The organism is Rossellomorea sp. GQ25 (assembly GCF_059758515.1).
This window is the reverse complement of record NZ_JCAXEQ010000003.1, coordinates 496,909-519,977: the sequence shown is the minus strand read 5'-3', so window position 1 is coordinate 519,977 and position 23,069 is coordinate 496,909. Positions and strand designations below refer to the sequence as shown.

At 40.5% G+C, this 23,069-nt stretch carries 20 protein-coding genes; 5 read left to right on the top strand and 15 right to left on the bottom strand.

The window, feature by feature from the left end:
• The first annotated feature begins 259 nt into the window (after positions 1 to 259).
• Positions 260 to 436 carry a hypothetical protein gene (locus tag AC6CIB_RS13400; protein ID WP_498281380.1) on the top strand — a complete coding sequence of 59 codons (177 nt, stop codon included), beginning with the start codon at positions 260 to 262 and terminating at the stop codon, positions 434 to 436.
• A gap of 83 nt (positions 437 to 519) precedes the next feature.
• Here the strand turns inward: AC6CIB_RS13400 and AC6CIB_RS13395 are convergent, their stop codons facing one another.
• Both AC6CIB_RS13395 and AC6CIB_RS13390 read right to left on the bottom strand, forming a co-directional pair.
• On the bottom strand, positions 520 to 894 hold the full coding sequence (locus AC6CIB_RS13395; RefSeq protein WP_498281428.1) for a GNAT family N-acetyltransferase: 375 nt from the start codon (positions 892 to 894) through the stop codon (positions 520 to 522).
• A gap of 106 nt (positions 895 to 1,000) precedes the next feature.
• Positions 1,001 to 1,930, bottom strand: a complete 930-nt coding sequence (locus tag AC6CIB_RS13390; RefSeq protein WP_498281378.1) for a DMT family transporter — start codon at positions 1,928 to 1,930, stop codon at positions 1,001 to 1,003.
• Positions 1,931 to 2,032: 102 nt separating this feature from the next.
• Between AC6CIB_RS13390 and AC6CIB_RS13385 the strand changes: the two genes are divergently transcribed.
• Positions 2,033 to 2,725, top strand: a complete 693-nt coding sequence (locus AC6CIB_RS13385; protein WP_498281376.1) for an MgtC/SapB family protein — start codon at positions 2,033 to 2,035, stop codon at positions 2,723 to 2,725.
• Positions 2,726 to 2,767: 42 nt separating this feature from the next.
• Here AC6CIB_RS13385 and AC6CIB_RS13380 read toward each other — a convergent pair whose 3' ends face one another.
• From AC6CIB_RS13380 to AC6CIB_RS13320, 13 genes are all read right to left on the bottom strand, one after another.
• Positions 2,768 to 3,499 carry an MgtC/SapB family protein gene (locus tag AC6CIB_RS13380; RefSeq protein WP_498281374.1) on the bottom strand — a complete coding sequence of 244 codons (732 nt, stop codon included), beginning with the start codon at positions 3,497 to 3,499 and terminating at the stop codon, positions 2,768 to 2,770.
• 113 nt (positions 3,500 to 3,612) lie between these two features.
• Positions 3,613 to 5,484 (bottom strand): PTS fructose transporter subunit IIABC, encoded by a 1,872-nt coding sequence (locus AC6CIB_RS13375; RefSeq protein WP_498281372.1) that lies wholly within the window; start codon positions 5,482 to 5,484, stop codon positions 3,613 to 3,615.
• 12 nt (positions 5,485 to 5,496) lie between these two features.
• Positions 5,497 to 6,408 (bottom strand): 1-phosphofructokinase, encoded by a 912-nt coding sequence (pfkB, locus tag AC6CIB_RS13370; RefSeq protein WP_498281370.1) that lies wholly within the window; start codon positions 6,406 to 6,408, stop codon positions 5,497 to 5,499.
• Positions 6,405 to 7,157, bottom strand: coding sequence for a DeoR/GlpR family DNA-binding transcription regulator (locus AC6CIB_RS13365; protein WP_498281368.1), 753 nt, complete (start codon positions 7,155 to 7,157; stop codon positions 6,405 to 6,407). Before AC6CIB_RS13365 ends, pfkB begins: the two co-directional genes overlap by 4 nt.
• 252 nt (positions 7,158 to 7,409) lie before the next feature.
• A complete protein-coding gene (ltaS, locus tag AC6CIB_RS13360; protein WP_498281366.1) occupies positions 7,410 to 9,389 on the bottom strand; it encodes a lipoteichoic acid synthase in 1,980 nt (659 codons plus the stop codon).
• A 392-nt stretch (positions 9,390 to 9,781) separates the two neighbouring features.
• Positions 9,782 to 10,054 carry a hypothetical protein gene (locus AC6CIB_RS13355; RefSeq protein WP_498281364.1) on the bottom strand — a complete coding sequence of 91 codons (273 nt, stop codon included), beginning with the start codon at positions 10,052 to 10,054 and terminating at the stop codon, positions 9,782 to 9,784.
• 7 nt (positions 10,055 to 10,061) lie between these two features.
• Positions 10,062 to 10,781, bottom strand: coding sequence for an ABC transporter permease subunit (locus tag AC6CIB_RS13350; protein ID WP_498281362.1), 720 nt, complete (start codon positions 10,779 to 10,781; stop codon positions 10,062 to 10,064).
• A 1-nt stretch (position 10,782) separates the two neighbouring features.
• A complete protein-coding gene (locus AC6CIB_RS13345; protein ID WP_498281360.1) occupies positions 10,783 to 11,652 on the bottom strand; it encodes an ABC transporter permease subunit in 870 nt (289 codons plus the stop codon).
• Positions 11,653 to 12,224: 572 nt separating this feature from the next.
• Positions 12,225 to 13,682 carry a C40 family peptidase gene (locus AC6CIB_RS13340; RefSeq protein ID WP_498281358.1) on the bottom strand — a complete coding sequence of 486 codons (1,458 nt, stop codon included), beginning with the start codon at positions 13,680 to 13,682 and terminating at the stop codon, positions 12,225 to 12,227.
• A gap of 151 nt (positions 13,683 to 13,833) precedes the next feature.
• Positions 13,834 to 15,219 carry a Mur ligase family protein gene (locus AC6CIB_RS13335; RefSeq protein ID WP_498281356.1) on the bottom strand — a complete coding sequence of 462 codons (1,386 nt, stop codon included), beginning with the start codon at positions 15,217 to 15,219 and terminating at the stop codon, positions 13,834 to 13,836.
• A gap of 24 nt (positions 15,220 to 15,243) precedes the next feature.
• Positions 15,244 to 16,656 (bottom strand): Mur ligase family protein, encoded by a 1,413-nt coding sequence (locus AC6CIB_RS13330; protein WP_498281355.1) that lies wholly within the window; start codon positions 16,654 to 16,656, stop codon positions 15,244 to 15,246.
• Between the two features lie 24 nt (positions 16,657 to 16,680).
• On the bottom strand, positions 16,681 to 18,075 hold the full coding sequence (locus AC6CIB_RS13325) for a UDP-N-acetylmuramoyl-tripeptide--D-alanyl-D-alanine ligase (protein WP_498281353.1): 1,395 nt from the start codon (positions 18,073 to 18,075) through the stop codon (positions 16,681 to 16,683).
• A gap of 18 nt (positions 18,076 to 18,093) precedes the next feature.
• Complete coding sequence (locus AC6CIB_RS13320; protein WP_498281352.1) at positions 18,094 to 18,489, bottom strand: GNAT family N-acetyltransferase; 396 nt, start codon at positions 18,487 to 18,489, stop codon at positions 18,094 to 18,096.
• 282 nt (positions 18,490 to 18,771) lie between these two features.
• Between AC6CIB_RS13320 and AC6CIB_RS13315 the strand changes: the two genes are divergently transcribed.
• The 3 genes from AC6CIB_RS13315 to AC6CIB_RS13305 all read left to right on the top strand — a co-directional run bounded on the left by AC6CIB_RS13315 (position 18,772) and on the right by AC6CIB_RS13305 (position 23,066).
• The gene (locus tag AC6CIB_RS13315) at positions 18,772 to 20,775 is read left to right on the top strand and encodes a DUF2817 domain-containing protein (protein WP_498281350.1); all 2,004 of its coding nucleotides are present in this window, start codon (positions 18,772 to 18,774) and stop codon (positions 20,773 to 20,775) included.
• Positions 20,776 to 20,895: 120 nt separating this feature from the next.
• On the top strand, positions 20,896 to 21,939 hold the full coding sequence (locus tag AC6CIB_RS13310; RefSeq protein ID WP_498281349.1) for a YheC/YheD family endospore coat-associated protein: 1,044 nt from the start codon (positions 20,896 to 20,898) through the stop codon (positions 21,937 to 21,939).
• Between the two features lie 20 nt (positions 21,940 to 21,959).
• Positions 21,960 to 23,066, top strand: a complete 1,107-nt coding sequence (locus AC6CIB_RS13305) for a UDP-N-acetylmuramoyl-tripeptide--D-alanyl-D-alanine ligase (protein WP_498281347.1) — start codon at positions 21,960 to 21,962, stop codon at positions 23,064 to 23,066.
• Positions 23,067 to 23,069 lie beyond the last annotated feature (3 nt).

Below are 23,069 nucleotides of genomic sequence, written 5' to 3'. Positions count from 1 at the left end.
GCTTGTCCGCTCCGCTCTGAAGCGACTTTACTAATATAACATATCTTTCATTCTCGCGTCAACAACTTTTTACACTTGTTTTTTCGATATGTTGTTTGCTGCATCAGCGACGTTTATAAATATAACATGCTGTTAATGTTATTGCAATATATTTTTAAGAAAAACTTCAAAACTTAATCAATCACTTTTGTTGTTCTGTTTAACAGTAAGCCTTCATATACATTATTACTACGCATTCCTGAAAGGAGATCTTTTATTTATGCTTACCAACGTTGCCTTATCTCTATCTTTCATCATGGCTGTGTATCTGTTTGCGTATTCATATGTACAAGCTCTTAAGATAAGCGAAAGCACTGCACCTGTAAGAGGAATAACCTTCATCTTTTCAGTCGTCATGGCGTTTGTGTTTTCTGGTTTTACATACGTATTCTCTTAAGTGAAAGGATCTGTTAACGTTTAGTGTTGAGAAAAATTAATAAAGGAGTAAAGGAGCGAAATGAACGCTTCCTTTACTCCTTTTTAATGTAGTTCCAGCAGTAATCCTTCTTCCTGGTGCGACTCACCACCAATCATTAATACCTCTTCCTTAATGAGTGTAGGCTTTAAGGCATAATAGAAATATTTCGATGGATTCTCTTTCAACACCCAAATCCACATAGAGTTGTATCCTTGTTCTTTAAGGCCTGTAGCGGCAATTTCGAAGAGATCTTTCCCGATACCTTTGCCTTGATATTCCTCTAGAAGATAAATGGCATGCAATTCCCCTTCGTACTCCCCTGAACGCTCTTCCCCAAATGAAACAAAGCCGATGATATTCCCATCATCCACTTCACATACATATGTATGATGAGATTCGGAAAGAATTTGCCTCCATTTTCGTTCTCTTTCTTCTATTGATAAAGACTGAAGATATTCGTGCGATACGATTCCTTCGTACGTTGTTCTCCAGCTATGGACGTGTACGTATGCTAACCCGGGAGAGTCTTGAAAGTTTGCCTTTCTAAAGCGGAAGTTCTTCGCTCTTTTTCACCTCGTTGACTTTTTTGACCATCTTTTTTAATTTCCTTTCTTCTATTAAGAAGAAGGTAACGCCGATGATAATGACAAGACCGCCAACCACTTGAGTCATCATCACTTTTTCGGCTAAGAGCCAATAAGCAAGGATTGAAGCGCCGATTGGTTCAAAGAGGATAGCCATAGAGATGGTTGAGGTGCTTAACCACTTCAGGGACCAATTGAATAATGAATGACCTAATAGGGTCGGGATGATGGCAAGTAATAGAAAGTAGATCCACTCCTCTTTCGGGTATGGCCCAAGGCTTTCGGAACGCACCATGACATATAAGAATAAAACGACTGAGCTTATCGCATACACCAAGTAAGTGTAGGTAATGAGGGATAGCCGTTTCCTTATGGTCTGCCCGAATAACAGGTATCCCGTTACAAGAGAGCACGCCACCAAGGCTAAAATATCTCCCCATAGCGCGCTTCCGCTTATTTTAAAATCTCCCCAGCTTATGATGATACTCCCGCTAACAGCTAAAACTGCCGAGATGATGGCTCTACCTGTTATTTTTTCCTGAAAGAACAAGTAAGCCCCGATAAAAGCGAATAATGGCTGCAATGTGACGAGTACCGTAGAACTGGCAACAGAAGTATAGTTTAAGGATTCAAACCAGAGTATGAAGTGAAAGGCTAGAAAGACCCCGGCTAAAAGTGAAAACATCCAATCCCTTAGAGTAATAACTTTCAGTTCCTTCACATACTTTAAGAAAAATACAGGGGACATTAATAGAACTGTGAAAAGCAACCGGTAAAAGGCCAAAACACCTGCTGGTGCACTCGATACTTTTACCAGGATGGCAGAGGTTGATACGGAGATGACTCCGATTGCGAGTAATAGATACGGATTAACCTTTGTGTCTGACATGACAAACCTCCTGATATGTATTCGTTGCTCCTATTTTATAATCAGCAGGGTTAAATTACTACATGAATTTTCAGGGATACACGTAGAACTGGAGGGGGCTTAATGGAACTTTTAGATACGACATTGATGATAAAGCTGGGTGTATCTGCGATATTAGGGTTAATTATTGGGCTGGAGAGAGAATTAAAGCGAAAGCCTGTAGGATTAAAAACGTCTCTTGTTATATGTATTGTGAGCTGTTTATTAACGATTGTCTCTATTGAGTCTGCTTATATTTCTGAGGGATCGGATAAAGTAAATATCACGATGGATCCTTTGCGACTGGCAGCTCAGATTGTTTCAGGGATTGGTTTCTTAGGGGCAGGTGTCATTTTACGAAGAGGGAATGACAGTATTTCCGGGTTAACGACAGCAGCTATGATCTGGGGAGCAGCCGGGATCGGAATTGCTGTTGGAGCCGGCTTCTACATGGAAGCTACAGCAGGTGTGATCCTCCTGATTGTCTCCGTTGAAGTGGTGCCTATTATTATTACGTATTTAGGTCCGAAACGTTTGAGGGAAAAAGAGCTTTCCCTACGTGCTACGATCTTGGAGAAGCAAGAGATCAAATCGATTATTGAAAGAATTAAAGCTGAAGAAATTTCTATTGAAAATATTCGGATCAAAGACTTAAAGAATCAGCAGCACCTTTTGGAATTGAAAATCATTGTGGACTTCAGAAAAAAAACGGTAGACATATACTATACGATTTCAGAAATCGAAGGGATAAAAGATGTAGAAATTGAAAGCTTATAGAGGATGGAGGAATGAGGACGCGGGGACACCCTCGTTCCTTTTTTATTTTTTGTGAAGCTGGAAATTTTTCACACATTCTAAATCTTGGACAACTTCCAGTACTTCATTAAACTGAAGTGCACTTGGAGTTAATATAAGAAGGGAATATTTAAAGGCATCCACCCCCTCCATTTCATCTCCTTCTTCAATTTGGTATTGAGTGATCTCGATTCCATGATCATGAAGTGCATCATTTATAGATGTGATATTACCCTTCCCCTTTTGCACGACCAGACTAAGGAGAAGCAGCTTCTTATGCTTCACTTTTTCCTTATAAAATCTTTCCAGGTTATTCAAGAAAAATAACGTCACTACGATCACCAGTGTTGTAAAGATAGCTAAGTAATACATGCCAATGCCGACCACCAGCCCTAAGCCTGCAACGACCCAAATACTGGCGGCAGTGGTTAAACCTCTAACCGTCACTCCCCCATGAACCATTATCGTACCCGCACCGAGAAAGCCGATTCCGGAAATAACATAGGAAGGAATCCGGCTTGGGTCAAAACCTACCAATTGAGGGTGTTCGTCTAAAAACGGTTCAAACCCATATAACGAAACGAGCATTAATAAACAGGAGCCGACACCTACAAGTATATGAGTGCGTAAACCAGCAGGATGATTTTTAAATTCCCTTTCAATACCAATTAGTCCGCTTAGTAAAACAATTAACATAATCCTTATAAGAGCAGTGTAAAACTCATCTGGAACTTCCAGAAATTCCATCATCTCCATCGTCGTCTTTCCCCTCTCAATCTTCTACCTATACTTTTAACCTGGAATGAATCTTTTAAAACTTATTGAGTAAAAAAAAGGACCAGGTGATGTTCACCCGGTCCTCTCAAGAGTTATTTAATTGGCTTCTTTAATAACCCCACCATCACCGCTGTAATAACAGATCCAATCAGTACTGCTAACAGATATAAGAACGGATTCCCTTCTACTACCGGGAATACGAATAATCCACCGTGCGGGGCAGGTAAACCAATCCCAAAGAACATCGCTAACGCTCCTGCAACCGCTGAACCTGTCACAATAGAAGGGATGACCCGGAATGGATCGGCTGCAGCAAACGGAATTGCTCCTTCTGTAATAAAGGATGCCCCCATAAAGTAAGCCGCTATACCCGCTTTTCGCTCATTATCATTGAACTTCTTCTTAAAGAATGTTGTGGCCAGGGCCAGCCCCAATGGCGGCACCATACCTCCGGCCATGATGGCAGCATGAGGAGCAAGGTTTCCTCCTTCAATCATGGCAATCCCGAATGTAAAGGCCGCTTTGTTGATCGGACCTCCCATATCAACTGCCATCATTCCACCAAGAACAAGTCCTAGTAAAATCAGGTTCCCTGTTCCCAATCCATCCAACCAGTTTTGAATACCCGTGTTGACTGCACTTAGAGGCTCAACCAGGAACTGAAGCATGATGAATCCAGTAATGAAAATTCCCAGCAACGGATAGATCAATACCGGTTTGATCCCTTCCAATGACGGAGGGAAATTGTTTGTTAAACGCTTGATTCCGAGAACCACATAACCCGCTAAGAAACCGGCAATAATTCCACCTAAGAACCCGCTTTGACCAGTTGCAGCAATCAATCCACCCACCATACCAGGGGCAAATCCAGGTCGATCTGCTATACTCATGGCAATGAATCCCGCTAAGACAGGAACCATTAGGTAGAAGGCATTATCTCCGCCTATTTTCATTAGCATGGCGGCAAATTCATTGTACTCAGGAGAATCAGGATTCGCTGACTGGATGCCGAATAAGAACGAGATCGCAATCAGGATACCTCCACCTACAACGAATGGAAGCATGTTGGAAACACCATTCATCAGATGCTTGTAAAAGCCTGTCTTTTGTTTTTTCTCAGGACCAGCTTGAGTCTCACCAGATTGCTCTCTCCCTTTATATAGAGGCGCCTCTTGTTTCATAGCCATATTCAATAATTCTTCAGGCCGTCTAATCGCTTCTGCCACAGGTACTTCCATCACAGGCTTCCCTTTGAAACGATTCATTTCCACTTTAGTATCGGCAGCTACGATTATAGCTACAGCGTTTTCAATTTCTTCAGAAGTTAAGACGTTCTTTGCTCCACCAGAACCATTCGTCTCTACTTTTAGATTCACACCAATTTCTTTCGCTTTGGCTTTCAATGCATCTGCTGCCATATACGTATGAGCAATCCCTGTAGGACATGCCGTGACAGCCAGGACCTTTCCTTCGTTAGTGGAAGTTTCAGCAGGAACCTCATCCTCGTCTTCTTGATCATGAACATTAATAATCTCTAATACTTCTTCTTTTGATGAAGCATTCAGTAACGCTTTGCGGACATCGGAGTCCATCAACATAGAAGAAAGACGGCTTAACGCTTCTAAATGTGTTTGATTGGCCCCTTCTGTTGCTGCAATCATGAAGAACAAATGAGCAGGAGTCCCATCGAGAGATTCATAGTCTACTCCTTCTGCTGATTTTCCGAATGCAATCGCAGGTGCTTTGACTGCCGATGTTTTCGCGTGTGGAATGGCGATTCCTTCCCCAATACCCGTTGTGCTTTGAGCTTCACGATTAAGAATCGCTTGCTTAAATTCTTTAGGGTCCTCTAGCTTCCCACTTTTATCTAATACGGAAACCAATTCATCAATAACGCCCTTTTTGGATGTAGAAGATATATTTAGCTGGATCGTATCTTTCGTCAATAATTCAGTAATTCTCATGTTTGTTCCCCCCTATTTTTTCGTAATTCGAATTTCTTCAAATAAGCTTTCCACTTTTTCCAATGAACAAAGTCCGATTGAATAGGCTGTAGCAGATCCGGCAGAGGTTCCTAAGCGGAATGCATCCTCGATACTCCAGCCCCTTGATAACCCTGCAAGAAAACCGGCAACAGTTGAATCCCCTGCTCCGACTGAACTCTGCAAATCTCCTTTTGGCACGGAAGAATACAATACTTTTTTATCCGTCAGTAGGAGTGCGCCCTTTTCCGCCATTGAAACCATCACGTTTTCGACTCCGCTCTCCTTCAACTTCTTTCCGTAGTGAACCGCATCATCAACTGACTCAATCTTCACATCAAACATCTCCCCCAGCTCATGGTGATTCGGCTTGATCAAGAAAGGATTCAAAGATAGAACCGGTTGAATCAAGTTTTTCTCAGCATCGATAATTACTTTCGTCCCTTGTTTCTGACATTGTGCAGCAATCTCCTGATAAAACGATTTAGGCACCGATCCTGGTATACTCCCCGCCAGAACGATCATGTCTTCTTCTGTTAATGAAGAGATTCGCTTAAGTAACTGCTGTATATGTTCCTCACGAATCGACGGTCCACTACCATTGATTTCCGTTTCATCATTAGCCTTAACCTTTACGTTAATCCGTGAAGCTTCTTCAACCTCTACAAAGTCAGTTTGGATTTTCTCTTTATTTAAAAATTGTTTAATGTACTCACCAGTAAATCCTCCGGCAAACCCAAGAGCAACGCTTTCTACATTCAGTACATGTAAAACACGGGAGACATTGATTCCCTTGCCTCCGGGGAATGCACTTTCTTGCGCACTTCGGTTCAGACCGCCTTTTTGGAAGGAATCAAGCTCCATAATGTAATCGACAGAAGGGTTTAGTGTTAAGGTATATATCATGGTGTCACAACCTTTATCGTAGTTTGTTTCTTCATTGCCGTATCCTTTTCGTCATCCAGTGCGTTCGTTATAATCATGGCTTTATCGAGATCCACAATTTTGCTAAAAGCAATTTCTCCAAACTTGGAGTCATCTGTTAAGAACATGGCTTCTCTTGATAATTCAATGGCCACACGCTTTACTTGAGCCTCCTCGGGATCCGGCGTCGTGAATCCATACTGAGCATGAACTCCGTTGGCTCCCATAAATGATTTATCAAATCGGTACTGACGCAGGGATTCCACGGCTCCACTTCCGACCATCGCTCTTGTCACCGGCTTTACGTATCCGCCGATCATATACGTTTTAAAGCCTTTTTGAATGAGTGCGTCCACATGGGTCAACCCATTCGTTACGACCACAATATCCATTTGCGGAAGATGGTCTATGAGACTCAAGGTCGTCGTACCGGCATCCAAAAAGATGCAATCGCCCTCTTCTACCAGGGAAGCAGCATATTGACCGATGGATTGCTTTTCATGAAAGCTTTTGGATGATTTTTCAGAAACGCTCAGTTCCTTCAATTTCCCCTGTAGCCTCGCAGCTCCACCGTGGATACGTTTCAGAAATTTCTCTTGCTCGAGCTGTGTTAAGTCCCGGCGAATCGTTGACTCAGAAGCATGCGTAACATCTACAATCTCTTGGATTTTTACCGCATCTTTCTCCTTCAATAACTCTAAGATGATCCGATGTCGTTCCTCCGTTAACATAGCATTCTCCTACTTTCTCCGATTCTTGTTACTTCTATTATAATGAGAACGGTTTCAAAAATCAATCATTTTCAACCAAAAATAATCATTATCTATCATTAATCAATCAAAATCGATCAGTTATGACCTGTTAAGTTTCTCGGTTTATTCAACTGTTGAATCCAAATCCTCAGTGAATCCAACAACCCACAAAAAAAAGCAAGCTCCATCTCACCGAAATCGGTGGATGGAGCTTGCTTAAAGTTACTCATTTTATTCGTGAGTTTCTTCGTGTGAAGCTTCAGAGTCTTCTGAGCTTTTTGGATTTGGATTATTATACTGATAATCTGAACGATCTATCGGTTTGTATCCTTCAGGTTTATAGAAGCGTAGTAGATCTTCATAAACCACTTTATCGGAAAGCTCTAAACGTTTGTTTGCTTCCTTACTTGCTTCTTCACATGCCTTGTTTCCTTCTTCTACAGGTTGACCTGTTTCATTATCGTAGCAGACTCCTTTAATTTCAGAGTACTTATCTGTAATGACATCACCATTACGGAAAGGTACGATTTGCTTGCGCTCTTCAGAAAGCAGGTCTTGACCAAAGCTTAGATAATCTTTTGTTTCTACTCCCAGAAGGTGCATAATCGTAGGGCGAAGATCAATCTGTCCACCGTACGTATGGTTAACTCCACCTTCTGCACCAGAGTTAAGAATCAACAATGGTACACGTTGCAGCTGAGCACTTTCATAGTTATCCACTTCTTTACCTAATACCTCGGACATCGCCTTATTATGGTTATCAGAAATTCCATAGTGATCACCATAAAGAACAATCATTGTATCTTCGTATAAACCTTTTTCTTTTAAATCATTCACAAAGTCTTCCAACACTTGATCCATGTAATGAGACGTTTGGAAATATCGATCGACTACACCGTTACCTGTTTCACCCTGAGGGAAATTAGCATCTTCCTCATGGCGGTCAAACGGGAAGTGATTGGATAACGTAATGAATTTTGTATAAAACGGTTGTTTTAAACTTTCCAGCATCGGAATTGAATCTTCAAAGAACGGCTTATCCTTTAAACCATAAGGAAGCTGTTCTTCTGGATTACTCATATCATAATACGTTGCATCGAAAAATTCGTCATACCCCATTGAACGGTACATCTCAGAACGGTTCCAGAATGTTTTGTAGTTACCGTGGAATACCGCTGACGTATATCCTTCTCCCTTTAGAATCGAAGGAGCTGATTGATACGTGTTGTTAGCATGTGTCATGAATACAGCACCTTGAGGAAGAGGGAATAATGAATTTTCAATAATAAACTCAGAATCGGATGTTTTCCCCTGACCTGTTTGGTGGAAGAAGTTATCGAAGTACATCGCTTCTTTACCATCCACTAGAGAGTTCAAGAATGGTGTAACTTCCTCTCCATTTAACTCTCTGCCAATCATAAATGTTTGCAGGGATTCCATGGAGATGTAGATAACGTTTTTCCCTTTTGCTTTGCCAAAGTATTCAGGATTTGGATCTACTTTATTTGCTTTTACGTAATTTTCAACTTCTGAAACTTCATTACTGTCAGCCATAGCACGTTTAGCAGACGTTTTAGAGTTTTGAACAATATCATAAATCGTAAAGTTGTGAGTTCCAAGATACTTCACTAAATAGTTACGGTCAAAACTGCGCGTCAATAATTCAGGACGATCAATGTTTGCTAAACCTAAGTTCAATAAGAACACAAGGACTGCAGATGTCATGACCGCAAATACTGAACGGAAACGTAATTTTTCCTGCGGCTTCACTTTCTTAAGAACCATTAATCCAATAATGATGAATAGATCTAAGAAATATAAAATATCGATCGGACTGATTAATTCAAGTGCACTGCCACCAAGACCGTTATTCGTTTTCGCCTGTAAAATTACAGGTACTGTAATAAAGTCATTAAAGAATCGGTAGTACACGACGTTTGCATATAGAACGAAGGACATTAACAAGTTAATAACGATAAACGCAATATATCGCCCTTTGCCTTTCCAGAATAATGCGAAGGCAAAGAATAATAGGGCAGAGCTTAATGGGTTAAAAAATAAAAGAAAATGCTGAAGCGCATTTTGTATTCCCAGGTTAAATTCTGCTAAATATACGGCATAAGTCTTAATCCAAAATAGTATAACGACTGTAAAGAAGAACGATAACTTCCCAGTACGCATATCTTCAAACTGTCTTTTTAAGAAGTTCATACTTCATCACCTTTTTTAAGAATTTTTTTGAAGCGTATATAGATAAAGTTTTATTAAAATTTTGTTTAGCAAATGTAAATTCATTTGAATCAACAACGAGTATTATAACAAAAAATAATTTCATGTGTATAACATTTTGTTGAGATTCGTAACAAAAATATTTCATGAAAATTCGACATTCCGTAAGAACAGGGGGAAGAAAGCTTGAACTGGCAATGCTTTGTCCTTTTTGAACGATTCGTGAACGACCCATACTTTCCCAATATTGTGGATATATATACTAGAAATGTTAATAGTGTTTGTAGATGGTTTACTCAGTGTAAACTTATTCCGCGGAATTTCTTATATAAACCTATAGATACCATGAAATTTTCACCAAGTTCGAAATCCTGCTACATCTTTACTTTTTCAAAGTCAGTTTGCACAGGTGGATCTTTTCTTTCATTAAAGGGACGATAAGCCGCTTTGAATTTCTTTTTATAATAGGGTCGCCGCTCGATGCCTGAACATATCCCTCTATCATCAATGAAATAGATAGCATTGTGGCAGAAAAGAAAAGAAATCGGTGTCAGTGGAACCCACGGTGCCCCTTGAAGGTATCGGAAGGAGTCCCCGATCAGTCCCGACCATTCGTAGGTGATGGATCTTGGAGGGTCTTTGATCATTTGATAGTCAACTTCGGTTCCCCCGAGGAACAGGGTCAGTAATCCTAAATGAATAAAGATGATCAGGGTCTGCATGAACTGCTGTCCAAATACGATCATCTTTCATTCCGGGTAGAATATGTTTGAAAATGATCCGCCATTTTCCCGCTCCAAGTGTTTTCGCACACATAATGAATTCCTGTTTGTAGAGCATAGAGACTTCGTTGCCAAACAGAGCCGACAAAATGGGCACAACAAGGAAGGTCAAAATCAATATTTCAATGATGAAGCGTTCAACAATAGAGTTAGGAAACCCACCAAACGGTTCCCAAAGAATCGGTTCCAATAAAAAATAGGCAAGAATCGTTAAGGGAATATAATGGAAGGAATCAATCCAGCCATTGATGTATTTCTTATATTTCACCAGAAATGTCCCGAGAATGAAGCCGATCGGGATCGCTATTAATACACGTAAAAAGGCGATCACTAATGCGGTTAAAATCGTGTACTTTGCCCCGATGATGATCTTACCGAGCATATCAAGCCCCAGGGGATCGGTTCCAAATGGAAATAGCCATTTTGGTGAAATCGGCGAGGATTCCACGACAGTACCTTCAACACTAATGAAATACAATCTTCTTACTTCATTCCCCCACACCAACGAATACATAAAACTAGACACAAGCATGAGGGCTATAAACGTAAATATGATAAGAAATAATGGATTTTTCCACACACTTTTCTTCATATTATATTTCCTCTCCCTTATTCGCTTTTTTAGAGAGAACGATTTCTCCCACTGTGTAGAAGGCAAACAAAGGAATGAAAATGGAAAGAACCGCAATGGTAAACATTTTCGGCTGTAACGTCGACTTCAAGAAGCGGGTTATTCCGGCTATATTGAATAGCAGCTCCATCACAAATAAATTAGAGAGCATAAACCAGATGGTCTTTTTTGATTGAAAGAACACGGAGATAACCGCATTCCTTAAAATATGAAAGGTCAAAATCACCAGTTTCCCGAGTCCAATGGCTCGTGCCAATGTGACATAGTCTTTTCTTTCTTCTGTCTCAAATGAAAGAATCGAAACCCTAAACAGCTGAACAGTGGGCAAAATCGCCAAAACCAGAACTGGCAGAAGAAAGGCGCGTTGCATATCAACTGAAGCAATTTCAAAAAATAGTATCCCTGTTTGTTTATATAGAGAGAGGACAAGTAATTGAGCACTCAGGATAACCAGCACATCCGGAACTGATTCGAATAAATAAAACAAAAACTTGATTCGGTTTTTTTGAGAAAACAACATGGTGAGGATCGTGAGGAGTATACTTAAGAAGCTGGCCAGAAGAAAGGCAGAAAACAGCACTAGTAACGAATAGGTGATCGGCTCCCATAAATAAGGAAACAAGTCGCGTTCCTTTTGGCCACCGATAATGACATATGTTAAATCCCCCGGGTGAAACAGGGCAAACACGATTTCTTTAATGGATTGCCAATATGCCTGCAATCTCAATTCACGGTGACCGATTCCGGAAAGAAGAACCGGGAGTCCCCCGAACAAAATAATGCCTACGATTGATAAGAAGAATTTGAGTAAAATACCGCCAATACCCCTCAATGGTTTGGCCTCCTGTTGAATTAATTATTTATAATAGTATCATAGATTACCGGTTTTTATACATATTTTTCCTGTTTTCAATAGCTCTTTTCGCAAGGCTGTTTTCGTAAACTTTGTTGCTTATGAAAAAGCGAGTAGTGGTTGATTTCCGCTCCAATCAACTTTCTAAGCATGCGTTTTTAATAAGAGCTAAAATAGAAACAATTAATTTTTAGAAAACAACCACTTTTAAAGAAAGTCTTTTAAGCTCTGTCACGTAAATCTCTTATAGATGGTGAGGGGAACTGCGTAGACTCCGGCGGATTTTGGTCGTGCCGAGACCCCGTTCGGCTAAGCTGAGGAGGCTCGGCCAAATGCTAGCTGCAAGCGGAGCGGGTTCCCTCACCATTCAGCACACATTCATTGACAGATCCCTGGCAGATTCAATGGTATTAAACAACAAACTTTAAGAAAAGAGCCTTTTCAAAAGTCTCCAAAACCCAAAAAATGACCGAAGTCCCCTAAAGGACTCCGATCATTTCAGATTTAGACTCTAGAAAAGTTCATTGAAGACAAACGTTTCGACTCTTTCACTATTCAATGATTCTGCGGGCAGTTACGTAATTTTCTTGATACCAGCTTCTATCCAGGTTTCGCTTAACTACCCCCACGTTTTTGCCGGCAGACATGATTACTTCATTGTTGCCTACGTAGATCGCGGTGTTAACAATTTTTCCATTACTTGAAGAATTCGAGAAGAACACTAAATCGCCTTTCTCCAATTGGGATTTGCTGACACTTTGGCCTTTTGTTGCTTGACCTGCTGCCGTTTTATCCTGAAGATCGATGCCGTTCTGTTTAAATACATAATAAGCAAGTCCTGCACTGTTGAAGCTCATTGTACTTTCATCATAAGAATATCCATACTGAGCCTTACCCATTAGATCTTCTGCCAGATTTGAAACTTCTGTGCCTTTATTTGGGGCAGGGGCAGGCTTGTCTTCAGTGTTCTCTGGTTTTTCTTCGGGTGCTGCAGGTTGAACATCAGTCTCTGTTTCAGGTTTTTCCTGAGGGACAGAAGGTGCTTCAGTTTCTGTCGTTTCAGTATTATCTTCTGTATCAGCTGCTTTCACATCAATCACCCGGCGCGCTGTAACATAATGTTCGTCGTAGTAGCCGTTAAGAATAACACTCTTCTTGATTCCTGATTGAGAACCTGCAGCGTGTACGATTTGATCATTCCCGGCATAAACACCTACATGAACAATCTTTCCGTTACTTGAATTATTTGAAAGGAACACAAGGTCACCTTTTTGAAGGTCTTGACGTTTAACCGGTTCACCCAGTTTTGATTGTTCACTGGCTGTTTTTGATTTAAGGTCGATTCCTACTTGCTTAAACGAATAATAAGTCATTCCTGCACCATTGAATGTCAAGGTTTCTTCATTATAAGGCGTGCCATAGGAAGCTTTTCCAATTAAACCTTCCGCAATTTCAACTACTTTTTCTCCAGTTGATGAAGCTGCTTGATCAAACATAAAGGAAGGAAGTACACGGCGTGCGGTTTTATAGTTTTTCTGATAATATTCTTTTCCGTCTAAGTCTGAGATAAGAATATCATTCTCTTCGTCTGCCATATGAATGATCTTGTTATCGCCTATATAAATTCCATTATGAGTAACGGGATCATTGTCATTGGGATTTGAGTCAAAGAAAACAATGTCTCCCTTTTGAAGCTGATCCTTTGGTATATACTCACCTAATTGTGCCTGTACGTTTGTATCCCTTGTAGCAAGGTCGATACCGTTCTGTTTGAAGGCATAGTAAATGAATCCACTGCAGCCAAATTGATGTGGCGGATTATAAACATACCTTTCATATGTCGCTGTACCTATTAAACTTTTTGCAGTCGATATAATATTATCAGCTTTCTGCTCTACCTCAGATTGTTGGGGAGCTGTTGCTGCATTTGCTTGCTGCACAAGCGGAATCGACACAGAGCTGAACGTCAAAGCAACTGTGCAAACCGCTGTTGTCATTAATTTCTTCATCTCTCTACCTCCTGTGAATAAAGTGAAATTTTCTAATATTTATCCACAGAAAGTATAACATTGATTTTCACCCGAAAACGGATGTAATAATTGCCAAGGATGCTGTGTCATACGTAAAGGGGTAAATTAATAGGTCTTTATCCCTATCTGTTTACTCCTTCACTTTAAAAGACCTTGCAAGCCCTATTAATTCTGTATCCATCATAGAACCCTTAACTAAAAGAATGGTTTTTTCATCTAGCAGACTTTCAACATACTCCTTTACAAGGGGAAGAGAAGCTGTTGTATACACTTTTCCTTTAAACCCATACTTTTTAGCCTGATATGCTAAATGCTTTGTATTTTCACCGACTGCAATTAAGATATCGATTTTTGTAGATGCAATAAATTTTCCTAAATCATGATAAATTTCCCTTACATGACTCCCTAAATAGGCAATATCACCTAATAATAAGGCATTTGTTTTATTTGTTCCCAGAGTTTCAAGTACTTCAATGGCTGCAGCGACTGATGTTGGATTTGAGCTCCACGTATCATCAATGATCGTAGAGGCATTGATACCCTCTTCAACCTGGAGATGCCGTTCCAGATTTTCAAACGTCCTCATTCGTATAACAGCCGCCGTAAGGTTCAACCCGATTTTATGGGCTGCCGCAAGAGCAAACAGCGCATTGTAAATCTGATGCTCACCAAAGCACGGTAAATACGTTCTATATATCTTTTCTTTATGATGCAATGTAAAGGACATTCCGTTCTTTTTGTAAACAATATCACTTGCCCTATAATCAGCACTTTCACTTGTTCCACAATACAAGATATCCCCGGTGAAACCTGTGAGAGACATTTTTTTTGTGTTTTTATCCTCACTGTTTAATATAAGGATGCCATCCTTCCTGACACCTGATACGATCTCGGATTTTGCTTTAATATATCCGTCTAACGTCTTGCACTTATCCAGATGATCGACACCGATCGTCGTAATGATTCCAATCGTGGGCTGAAACACCTTGCAATGATATTGAAGATTACCCGGACCGTTCAGACCCGTTTCAAATACGGCAGCATCTGTATTTTCATCGATTCCCATGAGATATTGGAAGGATTTCCTGGTGGCATTCCTGCTTCTGATGGTAGATTGAATAGAATGTGTGGAAGATAAAAGGTGGGAAAGCATCTCTTTGGTAGTGGTTTTTCCACAAGTACCTGTAACCGCGACAATCGGCAGTTCAAATAAATTCCGGTAATACCGGGTAAAAGCCCAGAAGGCGTCATCTGCATCTTGAACCCTGATCATACCGGCAGCTTCTATATTCTTCATTTCTTCATCGCTTTTATCGGTTACGATGACATAAGGCGAATATCTTTTGGCCTTATCAATGTGAAAGGCTTTGCGTCTCTTTAAAAAAATTAACGTATATTTCTCTTTTATTCTGTGTAAGTGTGAGACCATCACATCCTTCACGATGAAATTCTCATCCCCGTATACGAGTTCTCCGTTCATCACACCGATTAATTCTTTCAGTGGCAGAGGTTTCATTGTCTCACTCCTGCCCTAATGTAATCATTCATCATACTGCTTCCTCTCCATTTCACCTTTCTTGATCATTTGTTCTTTGAGGCCCATTAGATCATTATCTGTATTTGAACACTTAAACAAACATAAACTATCAGGTGATAATAATGAGCTGACCTTTTGATAGACGTCTTGTATATTTAAATATGGGTATACTTGGATGTTCGTGTTTTTTTCTGCTACTCTTTCTGCGACTTGTTTAGCGTTAGGTCCATAGGTTATCAGAACATCTATTTCTTGCTCCGAGATCATCTCCCCAACTTCTAAATGAGTTTTTGTCGTGTGATCTCCCAACCGGCCGATATCTCCGATCAACACGATCTTTTTCCGGTCGTACGCAATGGATTGCAGAACTTTCAATGCTTCTTTTAATGCTCCGGGAGTTAAACTCCATGAATCATCAATGATAGTAGAATCATTGATCCCTCGCTTCACTTGTAGGTGTTTTTCCAGTACATTAAACGATTGTAATGCGTTGATGGCATTGGGGATATCCACACCCACATCCATTACAGCCCCGATCGCTGCCATTGCATTATAAGCCTGATGCTCACCGAGGCAAGGCAGAACCACGGGATATTGTTTATATTCATATGTCATCGTGAACTTGGTTTGACTTGAATCTATTTTAATATTAGTAGCTCTCAAATCTGCCCCTGCAGATTTTCCAAAGGAAACCAGCTTCCCCTTATAATCTTTTAAAGGAAGTGTTGCTATATTTTCGTCGTCTCCATTTACCAGTAAAGTCCCTTTATTCTTTAAACCTTCAATGATTTCTCCCTTTGCCGCAACATATTTTTCTAATGTTTTACATTTATCCAAATGAAAGATTCCTATGTTCGTGATGATTCCGATGGTAGGCTGGAATATATCACAATGATATCGAAGATTCCCGGGAGCCCCCAAGCCGGTTTCGAAGACACCAACGTCTGTATCCTCATCGATTCCCATCAGGTATTCGAAGGACTTCCTTGGCGCATTTCTGCTTCTTGCAGTGGACTGAACGGAATACTGTTTTTTTAAAATATGAACAATCATGTCCTTTGTCGTTGTTTTACCATTGGTTCCAGTAATGGCAATAATGGGAATGTTGAATAACCTTCTATAATATTCAGCAAACGAAAATATGGCCTTTCTGATATTTTCCACCTCAATCACCGCAAAAGCTTCCTGATATTTCTCCCCACTATTCCTTGCATCACTAATGATGACAAACGGTTCCAGAAGTTTTACTTTTTCATAATTGAATGGCTTCCTTCTATCTAAAAAGATCATTGTATGGCTTTGGAAGATGGTATGGAGATGATAAATGACTGCATCTTTCACTACTAAATCCTTTGAGCCATGAACCAGGCGTCCTCCCACCACCTCTATTACTTCCTTTAGTTGTAAACTTTTCACCCTTCACCCCTCCCTTTTCCATTCTTACTCAGATTCCATCAAGCGTTTTCTTAATCTCATCAAGGGTCTACTGCCGGCCCGGCACTTCACCAGTAAGTATGTGCGTTCATCCAGATGATTCAATATTGTTTTTTCCATCCCCTTTATACTGGTAAAAGGATACACGATGATATCTTGACTCTCCATTGCTGCCTGCTCCGCCAAAAACTTCGCTTTCTTGCCATAAGTGATTAGGACATCAATTCCACATTCCACCACGTATTTCCCGATTTGCTTGTGTACATCTTTTGTTTCTACGCCAAGCCTCTCGATATTTCCGATAAGAGCAATCCGCTTCTTACCTTTTCCTATTATTGAAAGTGTTTTAATGGCTTCCCTTAAAGAGGTAGGGTTGACGTTCCAAGTATCATCGATGATGGTTGAACCGTTCAGTCCTTTACGCAGCTCAAAATGTCTTTCTATATTTTTAAAGGTACTTAACCTTTTGATCCCCGTTTCAATGTCTACCCCCAGTTCCAACGCTGCCCGTAAAGCAGCCAATCCATTGTAAACGTGATGCTCCCCTATTTCAGGGATAAAAGCAGGGTATTCTTTGCCGTTTGCTTGTAAGGTGAAACGAGTTCCTTCTTCACTGATGAATATAGAGACTCCCCTGAAGTCAGAATGCTTATGGATACTGAAATAATGAACGGTTCCTTTATACTCCTCCAAGCTGATTTTAGAAATATTGGGATCATCAGCATTCAGCAGTAGCGTGCCTTTATTCTGCAACCCGTCAAGCATTTCCGCTTTAGCTGCAAGGTATCCTTCGAAGGTCTTACAGCGATCAAGATGGTAACTTCCGATGTTGGTAATGACCCCAATATCCGGTTGATAAACCTTACAGTGATAGCGTAGATCACCCGGTCCTCCCAAGCCTGTTTCGAATATCCCGACGTCTGTGCTTTCATTTATCTTCATTAGGTATTCAAAAGACCTATGAGGTGCGTTATCATTCCATTCTGTTGAAGTGACAGAATGATTCTCCTTCATAATATGAGTAAGCATCTCCCGGGTCGTTGTTTTTCCGCATGTCCCTGTGATGGCAACAATCGGGAGAGAGCATATCTTCCGGTAGTCTGTTACAAACTTCATAAAGGCTTCTCTTACATTTCTTACTTGAATGATGGTCAACCCCTCAGCCCCGTTTACAGCATCTTGTTCATGATCCGTAATCACGGCACATGGAGCATTTCTTATCATTCTCTTCCATTTTTTCTCACTGATAGCCTTCCTTTTATCAATGAAAACCAGTGTATGACTCTTCTTTAACTTATGCTGATGGAATATAATCGCATCATGGATATCCATATTTTCAGATCCGCTTACCAGCCTTCCACTCAATAGACCTCTGATTTCCGTTAATTTCAGCGTAATCATTTCGTTCCTCCTGCTCATCTAATGATCTACATACATCAAAACATCTGTATATTTCCTTGATCTGCTTTCTGTTTTCTTAAATCCGTAAGATAAGAAGCATTCTAATGACATCTTCGTACAGGAAGCTTTAATCTTTCTCACATTGAAATTCTTCACGTAGTCCAATCTCGTTTCAAAAAGTTTTCGGTAGATGCCTCTCCTTCTGTATTCCCCCCGTACATAATCACTTTTAAAAACCGCTTTTCCATGCTTCTCTCTTATATAACAAGAAACAAAACCAGCCATTTCTCCATCCACTTTTGCACAAAACCATACAGAGCCCGGTACGTCATTAACCCTCATTCCATCTTTACCAGCGAGTAGAATAAGAGGCTCTAGCTCCTTATATGTGGATGTTTCAATCGACATATTCATGGGGATACACCTCTCCTAATCTGTTAATCCACTTCTATATATTAATGTATGTACAAGTTTTCACTGAGGAAACGGCTAAAGGCTATATATATAAGGCTGTTACCACAAGATTGCTCGTCCTAGTGATTGTCAACTCCTGAGAGAAATCGGCTGATTCGAAAAGCGGATGAGGTTTGCAAAGTCATTCGCCAGTGAAATTGCATCATTTTGTCCTAAAGGGACACTTGTCCATAGCAGAATTACCTTCCCTTGAATTAACTATAGAAAGGAGGCTATGACTACATGGGAAGTACTATACTTTCTTATAGAAAACTAGAAGCATTAATAGAGAAGAAAACCAAACAATGTCCATTTCTTTCCCTCTCCTCCATTGGCATGTCCATTGAAGGGCGGGACATTTGGTGTGTTACGATTCAAAAGCCAGCCCACTCTGGAACCAAAACAGTTCAAAACAGGAAAAGTTATTTAGGATCACGAAAGAAAACTCCAATCGTCATTACCGCTTCCATTCATGGACATGAAGCCACCGGATCGATAGCTTTACTGCGTTTTTTGAATAAGATTCAGAAAGATGACGAAAGCACGAAATGGCTGGATGATTTGATCGTATTTTGTGTCATTTGCTGTAATCCGGACGGATATGTGCATAAGACCCGCTATAATGCAGAGGGCTTTGATATAAACAGGGATTTTATTACACAATCACAGCCTGAAACAAAGAGTATCGTCAACCTGATTGTGAAGGAAAAGCCGGTAGTCGTTTTGGACTTGCATGGGTATGTATGGAAAAACCCCTCTCACATTGGATTGATCGAACCCTGTACCCCACCTCACAATCCGGCTTATGAATATGATTTATATTTGAAGGAGGCACTCCCTCTTGCTCAGTGCATGGAAGCTTTTCTAATTGCAGAAAAAGAAACGTTTTCTTCTAAGAGGTTTAAGTCGATAAAAGGGACATACATTCCTTACCGTGATGGAAAAGGTGGATGGGATGACTATAGTCCATATTGCTGTTCGATGTATTCGATGCTGCATGGTGCGATTGGGATTACCCTTGAATCACCGAGCCGTTCAGAGGATGGCATCACCTGGATTCTTTTAGCTCTTTCAGCTGCTCTTACCCATATTTCAAAGCACAGAGAGGAACTAAACAAAAATCAAGCTGTCTTTTTCCAGCGTGGAATCAAGAATGTTCATCCCACTCACTCATCGGGCTATTTCCCCAAATACTACGTACTGACAGAAAAGAACGAACGTTATTCAGGCTTCAGCAAACTAACGCGACATCTCCAGAAGAATGGAATAAAGCTATACTCCTCTACAAAAGGTTTCACGTATGAAGGACATTCATTTCCAGCAGGCACCACCATCGTTCCAATGAATCAAGCAAGTGCGAATTTAGCTTACTGTTTCCTCACGAAAGGGGAAGATCTCTCGTCAGGACCTGAAAGAATTTCTGAATTTTGTGCCTGGAGTCTACCGTTAAGCTGGGGAGTCAACTGTCACCCTGTATTTGAAAAGGTAGATGCAGGTATGAAGCCTTTTAACTTAATGGAGAAAGACTTTATATTTGAAGAAACAGTCTCAAGTACACCTGTTTCTGTGGGGATTCTAATTGATGATGGCCTTTTTCATAAAAAAGCTCATTCAGGATTGAAGCTTGCTCTGCAGCAAATGAATATCCCTTTTCAGGAATTAAGAGCGAAGGATTTGGCTTCAGAAAGTGCGTTATCCTCTGTGAATGTTCTTGTTTATAACGGGTATGAGCACTTATTTTATCCACCATCAAAAATAAGAAGCCCTTACCGCGATTTCGTACTCGATTCCCCTGCTCAACAAGACGCATGCCGTAATAATCTTCATGACTTTTTACGAAAGGGTGGAAAAGTGATTGGAATCGGTGCAGGTGCTTCTAAAGCCTTGTCCTCTATTCTTGAATTAAGTGAAGCTGAGGTTCATTCGGGCGGTTGGAATAAAAATGCATTATTGCAGATCCACTATAAGAACCATCCCATAACCAAAGGATATCACGCTGAAGATACCGGTTTTGTATACCGGCCAGCCTGGTTTACGAATACTGGCAAGATGAAAGTGGTCGCAATATTCAAGAATGATCCTGATTCGTTACTTGCAGGCTACTGGCCTGATTATCATCAAGCACAAGGAAAGGCTGCCATCATTACCAGCCAAACAGGAAATGTCATTCTCTTTGGGTTGGAGATTTGTTACAGGGGACATACAAGTTATCTCTATAGACTTTTATGGAATGCCATCTATTCATGAATTCAAACAATGAATAGTGTATGTAAAAAAGGCTATATACCTAATTACAAGTGTCGTTCCCTCAACGGGATGACCATCATTTACTAGTAAGGAAGAAGATATTTTAAGGAGGTTAGTCAATTGATTCGAATTGGAATGCTGCACCACCGAAAGCATCCTGATAGTGTTATTAAATCATACGCTTATGCAGCTGTTGCCAAGGCAGAAGGAACGCAGATGGTCTATTTTTCTCCCCGGGGAGTAGACTTTATAACAAAAACCATTTCCGGATTTGAATATAAAGACGGAGAATGGGTGAAAGGAACCTTTCCGTTTCCTCATGTTATCTATAACACAGGAAGCCCTGAAAAGCTCGCTAAATCCAATGACGTGATTCAGGAACTGAAGAGGAACATTCCATTTACTACTCATTCGATCGGCAATAAAATGGCGGTTTATAAACGACTGATGGAAGCTGGAGAGTTCACACAATATTTGATTCCCTCAGAGGTAGTAAGAGGGACGAATCACTTCTTTTCTTTTTTGGAGGCCTATCGCAAGATTGTCTTTAAACCTGTAAACGGACGTAAAGGTAAATCGATCATTTATATTGAACGTGTCGGAAATGATTTTAGAATGTTATTAAACACGGACAATCACCTTTATTCTTATGATGAATTAAAAGCATTTGTTTCAGCTAATATTGAAGAAGAGGAATTTCTCGTACAACCTTATATCAATTGCCGGACAAAAGATGGAAGCGTATTTGACTTTCGACTTCACGTTCAAAAAGACGGTGATGGGAAATGGGTCATTACCTCTATCTATCCGAGAATCGGCGCACCGGGAACGATTATCTCGAATATTAACAACGGTGGTTCGATGAATTATCTGGTTCCTTTTTTGAAACAGGAATTTGGAGATCATGATTACTTTAATATTAAGCGCTATTTAGAAAACTTTTCTCTGCTCCTTGCCCGGCATATGGACGAATTGCAAAAGGAACATTATTCAGAAACGATTGATGAGCTTGGAATTGATGTTGCTTTAGATGACCTGGGGAAAATATGGATCTATGAAGTGAACTGGAGACCAGGATGTCCCCCGACCTTTTATCTTGAGATGGATGTTGTCAAAAACACCATACAATACTGCATCTATTTAGCCAAGAAAAAATCCAAGTAAATAATGAAAGGAGGATTACTATGGATAAAGATTTCTCCGTTGAAAGACCAATCATTGCTGTAACCGGAAGTTCAGGCAAAACAACAACCAAATCATTCATCGCATCGATTCTCAGAACCCGCTGGATCATCTTTGAATCCAGTGATTATTGGAACCGGACCGATCATACAGAAAAGCACCAGGATGAAATCAACTTCATTCACCGGGCCATCGTACTGGAATATGGAATGGCGTTTCCCGGCGTAATCAAAAAGCACTGCAAGATTATCCAGCCTAACATAGGAGCGATCACCAATATCGGTACTGCCCATATCGGCAACTTCAATGGCGATATCAGAGGAATAGCTGCAGCTAAATCGGAGCTTATTAAGGGAATGGATCGTGATGGCCATTTATTCTTGAATGGAGATGACAAGAATTCAAAGCTTCTTCATACTAAGAATTTCACAGGAGTACTGAAGAAGGTCAGTATTCATTCCCCTTCTGATTACCAGGCAAAGAATCTGCGCTACAGCGTGGAAGGTATCAGCTTTGACCTTATGCTGTCGGGTAAATCACATACCTTTTCCATTCCATACCATGGAGAATTTCATGTTTACAATGCCCTTCTGGCCATCGCCATTGCGGACCTTCTCGGCTTTAAGCCTGAAGAAATTAACCAAGGCATGAATGAAGTTAAGAAACCAAGGCACAGGCTTGATGTTATGCAGCTGAAAAACAACATCACGCTGATTGACGATACGGTCCATGCCTTTCCGGATGCCATGAAAGGCGCCTTGGACGTACTTAAGCAATTGGATGGCGAAAAGAAAGTGGCAGTCTTGGGAAGTATGGCAGGCTTTGGAGACAAACATGAAGCAGTTCACAAAGAAATAGGTAGATATGTTGCTGAAAAAAAGATTGATTACCTCTTTACCTATGGCAACCTTTCCAGAAACATTGGAGCTGGCGCCAGGGAAGCTGGAATGAATAACCAGCGAATCTTTCACTTTAACCGACATTCAATGAATGAATTAAATGCGAAACTAGAAAAAATCATCCAACCAAACTGGACCATTCTGATTAAAGGAGCCAGCGGCCTGGAGATGGTGGATACGGTGGAGTATTGCAAGAAGAACTTTGGTTAATAG